Raw genomic sequence first — 12,339 nt, forward strand, 5'->3', positions numbered from 1 at the left:
AGGCGAATATAAAAACTTACAATAATTGCCCTACCTTGTGTAGGGCTTTTTTTGTGCCGTTATTAATTTCAGAATTAAAAAAAGCATATGAAATAATTTTAAGTTAGCTGTTATTGACTAGTTTTGCAGGGTATAGGGTGCTAGATTAACTGTTCTAAAAATTAAATCTCACGCAATGAATTTTAATTTTTAATGAATTAGGTATTTCTTATGACTCAAACAGTGGAACAAACAATGAAAAAAGTAGGATTAGTCGGATGGCGCGGCATGGTAGGCTCAGTGTTACTAGAGCGAATGGAACAACAACATGATTTTGCACATATCGACACCACCTTTTTCACCACCTCACAAGCAGGTCAGCTTGGCCCTGAGTTAGCGGGTGCAGCTAAACCGCTTTTAGATGCCAGCGATATTTCTGAGCTTGCAAAAATGGACATTATTGTTACCTGTCAGGGTGGCGATTATACCAATGCGGTGTATCCAAAATTACGTGAATCAGGTTGGGATGGCTATTGGATAGATGCAGCCTCTGCACTGCGTATGAGTGACGACAGTATTATCGTACTTGACCCTGTTAACAAAGATGTCATTGAACAAGGGCTAGAGCAAGGCGTTAAAACCTTTGTAGGTGGTAACTGCACGGTTTCACTTATGCTACTAGCGCTGGGTGGTTTATTTGAGCAAGACCTAATCGAATGGGTAAGCCCAATGACTTACCAAGCAGCATCGGGCGCGGGTGCACGCAATATGAAAGAACTCATAGCTCAAATGGGGGCTATTCATGCAAGTGTTGCACAGCAACTAGATAACCCAAGTTCAGCTATTTTAGAAATTGATAAAATAGTCAGCGAAAAAATGGCATCAAGGGATTTGCCACAAGACCAGTTTGGTGTGCCACTGGCGGGTAGCTTAATCCCATGGATTGATGTGCCTATGCCAAGCGGTCAATCAAAAGAAGAGTGGAAAGCGCAAGTTGAAGCCAACAAAATCTTAGGCTCATCTAAACAACCTGTGCCTATTGATGGTTTATGTGTACGCATTGGTGCAATGCGTTGTCATAGCCAAGCGATGACCATTAAATTACGTGAAGACATTAGCGTAGAAAAAATAGAAGAAATTTTAGCGTCACACAATGAGTGGGTTAAAGTGATCCCGAATGAGCGTGATATTACAGCTACAGATTTAACACCGGTTAAAGTGACAGGCACATTAAGTATTCCAGTAGGACGTATTCGCAAACTCGCCATGGGGCCAAAATATATTAGCGCTTTTACCGTAGGCGATCAGCTTTTATGGGGCGCAGCAGAGCCACTGCGTCGTATGTTACGTATTATTGTTGATAATAAATAATATTTACTTTGAGGGTTAGCATTTGCTAGCCCTTTTTATTTAATAATTAAATCGCTAATATCTTCATGGCCTTTACCAACATTTATATTATTGCTTCCGGTCATTTTTATTAATTCAAGTGATGAGTTCAGACTTATTGGAGAATATTATGCACAGTAAATTTCATGTTCACACATTTCTTGATGACGATAGCGAAACCTTTAGTTATGTTGTTTCTGATAGTAACTCTCAGCAAGCAATCTTGATTGATCCCGTTTTAAATTTTGATTATAAATCAGGTCGCAGCTGTGAATCAGGCGCCAAAAAAATCGGCGAGTACCTTCAAAGCCATTCTCTTTCATTAGAGTGGGTTCTCGAAACACATGCTCATGCCGATCATATCTCTGCAGCTCCTTATTTTAAAAAACACTTTGGTGCTAAAATCGCCATAGGTGAACATATCAAAACGGTACAACAAAGCTTTAAGGCGCTATTTAATCTTGAAAAAGAATTTTTACCCAATGGGGCTGATTTTGACCGACTATTAAAAGATGGAGATAGTTTTAATGTTGGCCAGTTATCGATACGAGTAATGCACACACCGGGGCATACACCCGCCGACTTAGTTTACATTATAAATGAAGAGGCCATTTTTGTTGGTGATACGATTTTTATGCCTGACGTAGGCACTGCAAGGTGCGACTTTCCAGGTGGTAGCTCTGAAACATTATACGATTCAATCCAAAAACTACTCTCGATGCCCGATGAGGCAACAATCTATGTATGCCATGATTATCCGACTGAAAAACGAAATCACCGTTTTGCGGTCACAGTAAAAGAACAAAAAGAAACAAATATTCATGTAAAGACTAAAATAAGCAAAGAGCAGTTTGTTCAAATGCGCGATAGCCGTGACGAAGAATTACCTATGCCTCGCTTAATTTTACCTGCTATTCAAATGAATATTAGAGCCGGCAACCCACCTCCCGCCGAAGATAACGGCATAAGCTACCTTAAAGTTCCGTTAAACCAATTATAGTTCAATATCATAATGATTATTGGGATAGAGTAATGAGCACAAATAAATTTATTGTAGCTAGATGATCGCTTTACCATCTCTCATACCTGAATATAGCAAGTTTTTTTTGTAAAATAGGCGTGATAATTTTACGTTGCAACATCGTATAACTACGGTTAAAGCGATTATTGATAACGGGCAATTAATTGGCGCCCAAGGAATGGATGTATCATTAGGCGGGCTTACCGATATTATTGCCGATATTAAATTAGGCGAAACCGGTTATTTAATGTTGATTGAAGATAGTGGCAGTGTGCTGGTGGATGTTAAACACCCAGATTACCGATTTAAAAACTTAGCAGATATTGAGGGGGGAAAATACGCCGACTTAGCTAAAAATACCCAAGGGCTGTTTGATGTAGAGATAGATGGTAAACAATATATGGCTAATATTCATACCTCTGCTACCTTAGGCTGGAAGTTTATTGGGGTAGTAGAGAAAGCCGAAGTGATGAGCACGGCGAATACCATGGCTTATACCATATTGGTTATTAGTGCGATATTAATTGCTGTATTTGTTGCTATAGCGAGTTATATTTCTAAATTAATATCAGCCCCTATTGTTGAAGTGAGTGATGGCTTAACTGAAATATCGCAAGGTGGCGGTGATTTAACCCAACGCTTAACAATAAAAACCAAAGATGAAACCGCTAAACTGGCTAATAGCTTTAATTTATTTTTAAACTTGATCAGCGAGCTGGTAACTCAAATTAATGAGTGCGCGCAAAATGTAAGTAAAACCTCATCACAAACCTCATCGCAAGCGGCACAATTAACAAGCTCCACCAGCCAACAGCAACAAGCTTTAGAGATGGCAGCTACGGCTATTAATAAAATGGCTGCCACCGCGAACGAAGTGTCTAGCAGTTGTGCAAATGCAGCGGATTTGGCTGTTCAAACACAGCAAGCATCAGACTTGGGGCAATCGGTTATTACACAAACTGTGGAAAGTGTGGTTCAGCTATGTGATGTAATAAACAATGCCTCAGCAGATATTACTCAGCTAGATACTGAAAGCGAAAACATTATGTCGATACTCAGTGTTATTCGCGGTATTTCAGAACAAACTAACTTATTGGCCTTAAATGCTGCAATAGAAGCTGCACGTGCCGGTGAGCACGGACGCGGCTTTGCTGTGGTGGCCGACGAAGTACGCGCGTTATCGCAACGAACCGCTGAGTCTACCGAAGAAGTGGCTTCACAGCTTGATAAACTACGCACTATGTCATCTAAAGTTTCTAAAGGTATGCAACGCAGTATAGAAACCACTAATAAAACCGTAGAGCTTGCGCATTCGGCGCAGCAACAATTTAGTGAGATCACGGCATCTATCGTTCATATTAGCGATTTAAATACCCAAATAGCCACCGCTGCTGAAGAGCAACAACATGTAGCTGAAGATATAAACCGCAATGTTACTGAAATTAAAAATGCGGCTGATGAGGTGAGTGATATTGCCGTGACCACCAGTGAAAACGGCAACGAAATGAATCGTCTTTCGTCAATTTTAACGGGGTTGGTGGGTAAATTTAAAGTGTAAGGGCAAGCAAATGCATGCCCTTTTTATCCCTGCTACTTATTTTTAAGTAGTTCTTTTAATTCTGCTAGTTGTGCTTTTAATTCGTTTACTTGGCCTTGGGTGGCAGGGAGTGAGTCTATATCGGCTTGCTCTTCTCGTGCATTGCGATGCTCTTCACTCATCACTTCTAAAATAGCGCCAACCATCATATTTAAAAACACAAATGCAGTTAAAAAGATAAAGGTTAGGTAAAAAATCCAACTTAATTTGTATACCGCCATGGTTTCGTACATCACGTCGGTCCAATCTTCGAAGGTGGCGATTCTAAACAAAGTAAGCATAGAAATAGAGACATCGCCCCACAGTACTGGGTTTATTTCAGCAAACAACATGCTACCTGTGGCAGCATAAATATAAAAAATCACAAACATTAGCAGCGCGATATAGCCCATTTGCGGGATGGCTTTTATTAGTGAGTTCACTAATAAGCGCAGCTCTGGGATCATAGACACTAAACGTAGTACGCGGAAAATGCGTAGTAGTCGAGCAATAAAAATAGTAGAGCCTGCCGCGGGGTATAAACTTCCGATCACGATAATGAAGTCAAAAATGTTCCAACCTTTGGAGAAAAAGTCCTTGATACCTTTGCTGGCAATATAGCGAATAATCAGTTCAATTAAGAAAAACACCGTTATGCCTATATCCATCCAATGTAGAACGAGTTCGGCGGTTGGGTGCAATGAATAAGTATGTGCGCCCACGGTCAATGCAGAAACAACAATAACTGCAATAACAAATGATTGAAATAGTTTACTTTTATCGATACGCTGGAACAGCTCTTGTAACTGCGACAACATCATAACGTGCCCTTAACGGTTATAAATACAAAACCAGTGCAATATACAGCAAAAATAACGAAAATCAGTAGTTTTCCCGTTAAAATAGTAGGAATTTTGAATGTTAAATAATAAGTTAAAATATCTATTTTCGTTATCCGCATTATTGGTGTTAGCGGGATGTAGCAGCGATAGCCGCTACCATGAAATTCAATCAGCGCGGTTGGGTGAATGCAGCTACATGGCAGATAAGGAATACCATGAGTGTGTTAAACAACAGCAAGACAGTTACAAAGAATTTAAAGAACAACAAGCTCGCGAGCAGCAATAAACGATGACCAAAACCCAAAAGCAGCTAGATAAACGTATTCGTCAGCAATTAACGCTCGCTTGTGAGCAAATAAAAGATACTGTGGAGGACTTTAGCTTTCTTACCCATTCAGCAGACTTAAACAATTTACCTTCTAAGTTTAAAGTAAGTTGTTATTTTATCGATGATATTGCACTAGAGCAGGCTAAACAAAAAAATCAGTTTTATTACATTGAGCAGCTTATTTGTAATGCGTTAGCCAGCTTGAACATACATATTAAAGCCAATGCCATTTCATTTTCTAAGCAGCCATAATGTGTACGATGGGTTTTGTTTATTCTTCACATTAGCTTGAATTATGCTTTATAGGGCCTTTAAAAGCTTTAATATGGAGTGATTTTATTAAGCAGGCTATAATCCCCAAAAATAGCAAAAGAGATTATATATGGCTGTTCCAACACGTTCACAAATAACACCCGGCACTGAGGTTAATATTGTGCTTAAACAAGATCAACGCAGTGGTACTTTAACCAATGGTATTGTGTCGCGTTTATTAACTAAGTCACCTAATCATCCGCACGGTATTAAAGTACAGTTAGAAGATGGTCAAGTAGGTCGGGTAAAAGAGATCATTGCATGAGCGATTTAACCTTAACTGATTTTTGGCGATTGGTAACTGTAAACGACAGAACCGCAGAGCCTGAGTCTGTATGCCAATCCCTTAAGGCTGCATTGAGTGATTTATCCGACGAGCAGCTTATTGAATTTGATAAACAGTTTAGTATTTGTATGCGCCAAAGTTATACTTGGGATTTATTTGGTGCGGCGTTTGTAATAGCTGGTTGTAATGATGAATATGGTTTTTCTGAATTTCGTTGTTGGCTAATTTCTCGGGGTGAAGCGGTATTTAAAGCAGCGTTAGAAAACCCCGATAGCCTTGCACAGTGCACACCACTTTATTTTTTAAACGAGCAACCTTACCCGTATTTAGATGAGTATGACCTAATTGCAGGTTTGTTATATGAAGAACGTAATGACGATGAGTTACCCTTTATCCCCTCAGGGCTTGAACAACCTAAAGGTAAGCGCTTTAAAGACAAACCTAAGTTTTTAAAACAAAATTACCCGCAATTATTTGCTAAGTATTGGCAGTAATCGCTCACTTTTGACTATTAATGCATTACTTAGGGTTTATGAGTAATGCATTTTATGTTGCTTAGGTTTTGATACAGCTTGCGCTATCCTTCACATCTTTTATAGTAAATCTCTGTTATAGTTAGAAATAGCTAAGCATAGTCACAGTGCTTGATCATATTTGATACACGAGGATAGAGCCTATAATGAAATTTTTCACACTGGTTTTACTTACCATAAGCCTTTTTAGCTGCTATGCAGTAGCAGGCCCAAGTAATAAAACTCGCTTTATTCCGCTGTTACAAACTAAGCTGGGTAATTACGAAGTGACCTCAAGTAACTCTGGGTTATGTACTAATAGCCGATTACAATTTAATAACCCTGAAGATCCTGAGCAAGGTTTTAGCTTAGGCAAAGAGATTTTGTTTAACTCCTTACACAATGGTACTCGTACCATTGAAAAACCAAATTATTGTTTTATTACCAGCTCGCTAAAATATAAAACAGATGGCCTAGAAAATAGCTTACGCATGAGCCGCTGTGATAATCCTATCCATGAAGGAACGATTAAACAAAGCATTACTTTTTTAACCAGCAATACGCTTAAATACACATTGGACAATCCGAGTGTAGAATGTGAATTTATTAAAGTTGCCGACTAACACTGTATTTTTGGAATATCACGCCAACGAGTCGTGTATTGCGGCGATAAAAAAGCCCTGTTCATATGCCAATGATCATTTAATTGGCTGCTCGCCACGCTAAGCATTCCTTTACCGTATCTATGATTAATAGCATCTAAACAGCTCATTAACTGCGGGTTATCGGTTTGCTTATCAAATAAATGATGTTGTTGAAACTGCTGCGGGCTGAGCTCTAATGCGCCCACACCACATTTATAAAATCGAATTCCCGGTTGATATATTTGCTCAAAACTCTTTGATACCGCATTGGCCATAACGCGAGTATCGTTAGTAGGCGGATCAAATTGATGCATAACTGACTTTTTATAAAAGGCGTGTTCATGTGATGAGCTGGCAGCAAAAATATAAATACGATGAGTGAGCGACTGTTGCGCTCTTAATTTTTGTGCAACTACACTAGCATGATTTATTAATGCGGTTCTCACTGCATCAGGATCGCTAAGGCGCTGGCCAAAACTACGCGTTGAAAAAATAGCTTGTTTGTCTTGGCGCACATCATCCCAGTTTAAACAGGTAATGCCATTGAGCTCCTTAATTGTACGCTCAAGCACTACGCTAAATTGACGACGAATTGTTCTTGGACTTTGCTCAGCCAGCTGCCATGCGGTATTAATATTCATTAGCGCCAGCTTCTTAGCTATACGTTTGCCCACCCCCCAAACATCTTGGCAGTGCATTTGCTGTAAAATAGCTTGTCGGCTTGCTTCATCATCAATCACGGCAACCCCATTAAAGCCAGTTAGCTTTTTAGCAGCATGATTCGCGGCTTTGGCTAAGGTTGGTGTTGGCCCAAAACCAACCCCAACAGGGAGTTTGGTTTCGCGCCATACTGTACGTCTAATTAGCTGACCGTAGTGGTGCCAATCGGTGATTAATGGCTGATAGCCTTTAAAGTGCAAAAACGATTCGTCAATACTGTAAATATGCTGGGTATCACAAAAGCGAGCAATAACGTTCATCATTCTATCGCTTAAATTAGCGTATAGTTCGTAGTTAGATGAGCGCACTACGACCTGATGTTTTGCTAGTAATTGCTTTACTTTAAAGTAGGGGCCAAATTTAGGAATATTAAGCTTACGGGCAATAGGGCATACCGCACATACGCAGCCATCGTTATTGGTAAGCACCACTACTGGTTTTGAACGAATTGCGGGGTCAAATACCTTTTCAGCACTGGCATAAAAAGCAACCGCATCAACTAAGGCATACATGAAAGTATCTCAGGGCTTTGCCGATGTAATCTAATTGAGCGAGTTACCACGCCTTCAAGCTGAAATTCATCAGATTCGGTTAATTGCACGGGTTTATAAGCAGCAGAAGCCGAGAGCAGCCGCGCATTGGTTTTATCTAGCAACTTACATACAAATAAACCATTTAAGTTCGCCACAATAACATCGCCATCTTTAGGAATCTCTGCACGGTCAACTAACAGTAAGTCGCCCTCAAAAATACCAATTTCTTGCATAGAACACCCTGAGGCAACGCCAATAAATGTAGCATCTGGGTGTTTTATTAATAGCTCGTCAAGTGATATCCCTAACTCACTATACTGCGCTGCAGGCGATTCAAACCCGCAAACACCGGCCTCTATATAAATGGGAATAACAAACATAACACAACCTAAAATGCATATACTGTATAAGTGTACAGTATATGCGTTTTGTATCAGTTATGCCAAGTAATGAATGGTAGATCAATCCATGTTTTTGATCATTTGTTGGGCAGTATGTAAAAAGTCATTGATTTGCTGTGGGTTTAAGTTTTTACACATTTGCGCATTTACATGCTGCTCAGCGTTTAATAATTTGTCGTAAAGCGTGCACCCTTGTGCGGTAAACGACAGAATAAAACAACGCTTGTCATGCTCACTGGCATTTTTATGAATTAAGTTTAGCGCGAGCAGTTCTTTCACTAACCGTGCTATTTGGGCTTTGTCGCGTTGGGTTTGATTTACAATATCGTTAGCAGTGCACTGAGGTGTCGCTGCAATAATATGCAGGCAACGCACATGCATCGCGTTTAACCCAAGCTCACCTGCATTAATGGCTTCGCGTATGGTAACGCGATAATTTTGCATTAAAGCAAATAATGTATTAGCCACTGATGAGTTCATAATAACTCCATTATAGTTGACAAAGTCAATTAAATCGTTATAGTTGATTTTATCAACCAATGGGGCGTTGTGCAATTCATCTTTTTTAATGAGGTAAATTTATATGGGTAAAAAAGTACGCAAAGCAACCGTATTAAGCACAAAGCAAATAACCCCACATCTACAACGCATTATTGTTGGCTCAGATGAGTTTAACGACCTGAGTGCCCAATACATTGGTAACTACGTTAAGGTGCTTATTCCACAAAATGGCCTCGTTGACTTTAATATTAAAACTACGTGTATGCGTTCATACACTATAAGACATGTTGATGAGCACACTGGTGCACTTACCCTCGACTTTGTGATAAATATGCACCAAGGTCCAGCCACTAATTGGGCTAAAGAAACAAAAGTAGGCGATGAAGTGGGTATAGCAGGGCCAGGCCCTAAAAAGTTGGATAACTATGATCATTCATATTATCTATTACTTGGCGATTTAACTTCGGTTAATGCAATTAAAGGCTACGTGCAACAATTGCCTATAAACGCAAAAATTGACGCGATTATTCATGCACCAACAAAAGATGATGTGATTAGCTTAGACTCCTCGCGTGATGTAACTTGGTTAATAACAAATAACCCCGATACAGATATGATAAACGCATTAAAATCGCTACCACTTAGTGAGCAACAACCTATTGTATTTATGGCACTTGAAGCCGGATTAGTCCGTAAAGCAAAAACCATATTAACTGATGAATTAGCTATACCGCGCAGTCAAATTGTTGCATCGGGCTATTGGAAAAAAGGGCTTGATTCAGAAGCTTATAAACTAAAGCGCCAACACGCTGCTGCTAAAAATAGCTAACTTAATTTTTGTTCAATCACATCGCTATTTAGCTTTTAAAAGGCAAGGCGCCTTGAATTGACTGTCATACACACCCATCTCTTAGCATAGACTCATTATTTATGGCTAGCGCTATAAATCGCTATTTAATTTGGAGGTACTACTTTGTTATCAACTATTCCTTTTTCGTTATTAGAACTGGCGCCTATGCCTAAAGGCGCCACTGTGAGTGACACCTTAAATAAAAGTACAGCCTATGCACAAAAAGCTGAGGAACTCGGTTTTAATCGTTTTTGGTTAGCCGAGCATCATAATATGCCTGGGATTGTTTGTGCGGCTACTTCAATTTTGGTGGGGCACATAGCCGGTCACACTAAAAAAATACGCGTAGGGTCGGGTGGAATTATGTTACCTAATCATGCTCCTTTAGTTGTTGCTGAGCAATTTGGCACCTTAGAAAGTTTATACCCAGGTCGAATTGATTTAGGGTTAGGGCGCGCTCCAGGTAGCGATCCTGTGACAAGTCGTGCATTAAATAACGATATCAGTCGTGCTGAAAACTTTCCTAATGAAGTGAGCGAGTTACAAACATTATTGGGCCCTTATGAGGGAACTAAGCGCGTGCGAGCAATACCTGGTGAAAACACCAATGTTCCCATTTGGCTTTTAGGTTCAAGTTTATTTAGTGCGCAGTTAGCTGCACAAAAAGGATTACCCTATGTATTTGCGGGGCACTTTGCACCGCGTTTTGTGCATGATGCAATAGCCTTGTATAAACGAGAATTTAAACCATCAAATGTATTAGCTAAGCCTTATGTCATGTTGGCATTACCTTTAGTGGCTGCAGATACAGATGAAGAAGCACAGTATTTATCAACTACATCCAAACAGCGAGTGTTATCGTTAATTAGAGGCGACGAGCTGTGGTTAAAACCCCCAGTAGAAACAATGGAAGGTTTGTGGAGCGAACAAGAGCGCGCTCATGTTGAGAGCTTTTTAGGGTTAAGTGTTACCGGTGGGCCAGCCAGTATTAAACACAAGTTAGAAATGATTGTAAATCAATTAGGGGTTGATGAGCTTATATTCACCAACGACTTATTTAATAATGAAAAACGCCATAAAGCGCTTGAAATTTTAATGCAAATAAAAAACGGTTAAGCAAGCGTACACTCTACGCTTGTTATGCTATTAAACAGATTAAAGTTAATTGAGTCGTGGCCATTTTGTATTATTTTAAAAAGTGGCAATGAAAAAGCTTGTTCTATTTTTTCAATAGAACTGATTTAAACAATCAATTTTAATTATGAATATTGAACGATTATTATAAGGGTATGCAACACAATTCAGCTAAATAAATAGGAAGGTAAAGCGTGAAATCTCAAAATAGTACGACACCCCATTCATGCAACAACTCAGTGCAGCCAAAAGTAGCGCTGATAGCAGAAGGTGGCGGACAACGAGGGATATTTACCGCGGGTGTACTCGATGCTTGGTTAGAGCAAGAGTATGATCCATTTGACTTATTTATTGGCACATCTGCAGGCTCTCAAAACTTAACAAGCTATTTGGCACGTCAAAAAGGCTATGCTAAACGCCTGATCAGAGGCCTTTCGCGTCATAAACGTTTTTTTCAATTAGGTCGCGGCTTAATGGGTAAACATATTGTTGACCTAGATTGGTACTTTGATAAAACCACCGAAGTGAACAGAGCGCTTGATTTTAAAACTGCTAAAGCCAGTTTAGGCGACCGTGAGCTATTAATTACTGCAACCAATGCCCGTGATCGCAAACCTTATTTTTTATCCCCAACAGGGGAAGGCCAACAATGGCGAGAGCTATTAAAAGCGTCAAGTGCACTGCCATTTTTATATAAGCAAGGTGTAAAATTGACGCCGTGGCTAAATGCATTAGCCGCAAATGAATTAGGTAAGACCGAGATACAGTCAGAGTCTGATTTTTACTTAGACGGTGGCCTTGCCGCACCGCTTCCTGTACGCGAAGCCTATAATCGTGGCGCACGCAAAATTGTGGTTATACGCACCGTTGATGAAGCCTTTCAGGCTCAATCAGCATGGGTAAGTAAATTAAAATCATTTGTTGAAGTATCTGGCTATTGCCCAAAAACAATAGACTACTTATTACAACATGAGCAAGCCTACGAAGATGAGTTAGCATTTATTACTAACCCACCAAAAGATGTAGAAATAATCCAAATTTTTGCAAATCAAAAGTTGTATAGTAAGTTATTAGGCAGCTCAAATGATGACTTACGATTTGACTATAAACTTGGTTTAGCAGCAGGCCATAACTACTTAAAAAACCATCATCCAGATCAGCATGATTATAAACACAGCTACATAGCGTAGCTGTGTGTTTATTATCAGCAAGATAATAAATCAGCATTTACTGTGTTCTCATGGCAGTCATTTAGCCGTGAGAAATATTCGGTTTTTTACCTCGAAAATAATGCGCTAACGGTTATTAAAG

The 12,339-nt window shown here is 39.6% G+C and carries 15 protein-coding genes; 11 read left to right on the forward strand and 4 right to left on the reverse strand.

The features are described from left to right. The first annotated feature begins 210 nt into the window (after window positions 1-210). The 3 genes from asd (at window position 211) to ACTRWE_RS05780 (ending at window position 3,947) form a co-directional block, all read left to right on the forward strand. Window positions 211-1,350: an aspartate-semialdehyde dehydrogenase gene (gene asd / locus ACTRWE_RS05770; protein WP_462879630.1), complete on the forward strand. Its 1,140-nt coding sequence runs from the start codon at window positions 211-213 to the stop codon at window positions 1,348-1,350. A 148-nt stretch (window positions 1,351-1,498) separates the two neighbouring features. Further along, window positions 1,499-2,368: an MBL fold metallo-hydrolase gene (locus ACTRWE_RS05775; RefSeq protein WP_076922788.1), complete on the forward strand. Its 870-nt coding sequence runs from the start codon at window positions 1,499-1,501 to the stop codon at window positions 2,366-2,368. 133 nt (window positions 2,369-2,501) lie between these two features. Further along, window positions 2,502-3,947 carry a methyl-accepting chemotaxis protein gene (locus ACTRWE_RS05780; RefSeq protein ID WP_462879632.1) on the forward strand — a complete coding sequence of 482 codons (1,446 nt, stop codon included), beginning with the start codon at window positions 2,502-2,504 and terminating at the stop codon, window positions 3,945-3,947. Between the two features lie 32 nt (window positions 3,948-3,979). On the opposite strand, the gene ACTRWE_RS05785 is transcribed toward ACTRWE_RS05780, so the two are convergent. Further along, window positions 3,980-4,783 (reverse strand): ion transporter, encoded by an 804-nt coding sequence (locus ACTRWE_RS05785; RefSeq protein ID WP_171046529.1) that lies wholly within the window; start codon window positions 4,781-4,783, stop codon window positions 3,980-3,982. A 100-nt stretch (window positions 4,784-4,883) separates the two neighbouring features. Between ACTRWE_RS05785 and ACTRWE_RS05790 the strand changes: the two genes are divergently transcribed. From ACTRWE_RS05790 to ACTRWE_RS05810, 5 genes are all read left to right on the forward strand, one after another. Further along, complete coding sequence (locus ACTRWE_RS05790; RefSeq protein WP_013463335.1) at window positions 4,884-5,093, forward strand: hypothetical protein; 210 nt, start codon at window positions 4,884-4,886, stop codon at window positions 5,091-5,093. 3 nt (window positions 5,094-5,096) lie between these two features. After that, complete coding sequence (locus tag ACTRWE_RS05795; RefSeq protein ID WP_033103166.1) at window positions 5,097-5,387, forward strand: hypothetical protein; 291 nt, start codon at window positions 5,097-5,099, stop codon at window positions 5,385-5,387. Between the two features lie 130 nt (window positions 5,388-5,517). After that, window positions 5,518-5,712 carry a YwbE family protein gene (locus ACTRWE_RS05800; RefSeq protein WP_008468098.1) on the forward strand — a complete coding sequence of 65 codons (195 nt, stop codon included), beginning with the start codon at window positions 5,518-5,520 and terminating at the stop codon, window positions 5,710-5,712. Beyond that, a complete protein-coding gene (locus ACTRWE_RS05805) occupies window positions 5,709-6,227 on the forward strand; it encodes a DUF4240 domain-containing protein (protein WP_013463337.1) in 519 nt (172 codons plus the stop codon). The genes ACTRWE_RS05800 and ACTRWE_RS05805 overlap by 4 nt, the downstream gene beginning before the upstream one ends. Window positions 6,228-6,412: 185 nt before the next feature. Next, window positions 6,413-6,868, forward strand: a complete 456-nt coding sequence (locus tag ACTRWE_RS05810; RefSeq protein WP_008468096.1) for a hypothetical protein — start codon at window positions 6,413-6,415, stop codon at window positions 6,866-6,868. Here the strand turns inward: ACTRWE_RS05810 and ACTRWE_RS05815 are convergent. The 3 genes from ACTRWE_RS05815 to ACTRWE_RS05825 all read right to left on the reverse strand — a co-directional run bounded on the left by ACTRWE_RS05815 (window position 6,865) and on the right by ACTRWE_RS05825 (window position 9,023). Then, entirely contained in the window at window positions 6,865-8,121 is a 1,257-nt protein-coding gene (locus ACTRWE_RS05815; protein ID WP_462879633.1) for a Y-family DNA polymerase, read from the reverse strand. The genes ACTRWE_RS05810 and ACTRWE_RS05815 overlap by 4 nt on opposite strands. Further along, window positions 8,109-8,522, reverse strand: a complete 414-nt coding sequence (gene umuD, locus ACTRWE_RS05820; RefSeq protein ID WP_010388819.1) for a translesion error-prone DNA polymerase V autoproteolytic subunit — start codon at window positions 8,520-8,522, stop codon at window positions 8,109-8,111. The genes ACTRWE_RS05815 and umuD overlap by 13 nt, the downstream gene beginning before the upstream one ends. An 81-nt stretch (window positions 8,523-8,603) precedes the next feature. Continuing rightward, window positions 8,604-9,023, reverse strand: a complete 420-nt coding sequence (locus ACTRWE_RS05825; protein WP_128583732.1) for a MarR family winged helix-turn-helix transcriptional regulator — start codon at window positions 9,021-9,023, stop codon at window positions 8,604-8,606. A 103-nt stretch (window positions 9,024-9,126) separates the two neighbouring features. On the opposite strand from ACTRWE_RS05825, the gene ACTRWE_RS05830 reads away from it, so the two are divergent. The 3 genes from ACTRWE_RS05830 (at window position 9,127) to ACTRWE_RS05840 (ending at window position 12,218) form a co-directional block, all read left to right on the forward strand. After that, on the forward strand, window positions 9,127-9,873 hold the full coding sequence (locus tag ACTRWE_RS05830; protein ID WP_128583733.1) for a siderophore-interacting protein: 747 nt from the start codon (window positions 9,127-9,129) through the stop codon (window positions 9,871-9,873). A gap of 144 nt (window positions 9,874-10,017) precedes the next feature. Further along, the gene (locus tag ACTRWE_RS05835; RefSeq protein ID WP_128583734.1) at window positions 10,018-11,010 is read left to right on the forward strand and encodes an LLM class flavin-dependent oxidoreductase; all 993 of its coding nucleotides are present in this window, start codon (window positions 10,018-10,020) and stop codon (window positions 11,008-11,010) included. 212 nt (window positions 11,011-11,222) lie between these two features. Further along, window positions 11,223-12,218, forward strand: coding sequence for a patatin-like phospholipase family protein (locus tag ACTRWE_RS05840; RefSeq protein ID WP_462879634.1), 996 nt, complete (start codon window positions 11,223-11,225; stop codon window positions 12,216-12,218). Window positions 12,219-12,339 lie beyond the last annotated feature (121 nt).

Source organism: Pseudoalteromonas sp. G5_S1_54_S4 (assembly GCF_054968565.1).

Bases quoted from the DNA above. Each gene is read 5' to 3' on its own strand.
- ACTRWE_RS05810 (WP_008468096.1), top strand. From the start codon at position 6,413: ATGAAATTTTTCACACTGGTTTTACTTACCATAAGCCTTTTTAGCTGC.
- asd (WP_462879630.1), top strand. From the start codon at position 211: ATGACTCAAACAGTGGAACAAACAATGAAAAAAGTAGGATTAGTCGGA.
- ACTRWE_RS05815 (WP_462879633.1), bottom strand. From the start codon at position 8,121: ATGTATGCCTTAGTTGATGCGGTTGCTTTTTATGCCAGTGCTGAAAAG.
- ACTRWE_RS05830 (WP_128583733.1), top strand. From the start codon at position 9,127: ATGGGTAAAAAAGTACGCAAAGCAACCGTATTAAGCACAAAGCAAATA.
- umuD (WP_010388819.1), bottom strand. From the start codon at position 8,522: ATGTTTGTTATTCCCATTTATATAGAGGCCGGTGTTTGCGGGTTTGAA.
- ACTRWE_RS05800 (WP_008468098.1), top strand. From the start codon at position 5,518: ATGGCTGTTCCAACACGTTCACAAATAACACCCGGCACTGAGGTTAAT.
- ACTRWE_RS05825 (WP_128583732.1), bottom strand. From the start codon at position 9,023: ATGAACTCATCAGTGGCTAATACATTATTTGCTTTAATGCAAAATTAT.
- ACTRWE_RS05785 (WP_171046529.1), bottom strand. From the start codon at position 4,783: ATGTTGTCGCAGTTACAAGAGCTGTTCCAGCGTATCGATAAAAGTAAA.
- ACTRWE_RS05805 (WP_013463337.1), top strand. From the start codon at position 5,709: ATGAGCGATTTAACCTTAACTGATTTTTGGCGATTGGTAACTGTAAAC.
- ACTRWE_RS05775 (WP_076922788.1), top strand. From the start codon at position 1,499: ATGCACAGTAAATTTCATGTTCACACATTTCTTGATGACGATAGCGAA.
- ACTRWE_RS05790 (WP_013463335.1), top strand. From the start codon at position 4,884: ATGTTAAATAATAAGTTAAAATATCTATTTTCGTTATCCGCATTATTG.
- ACTRWE_RS05795 (WP_033103166.1), top strand. From the start codon at position 5,097: ATGACCAAAACCCAAAAGCAGCTAGATAAACGTATTCGTCAGCAATTA.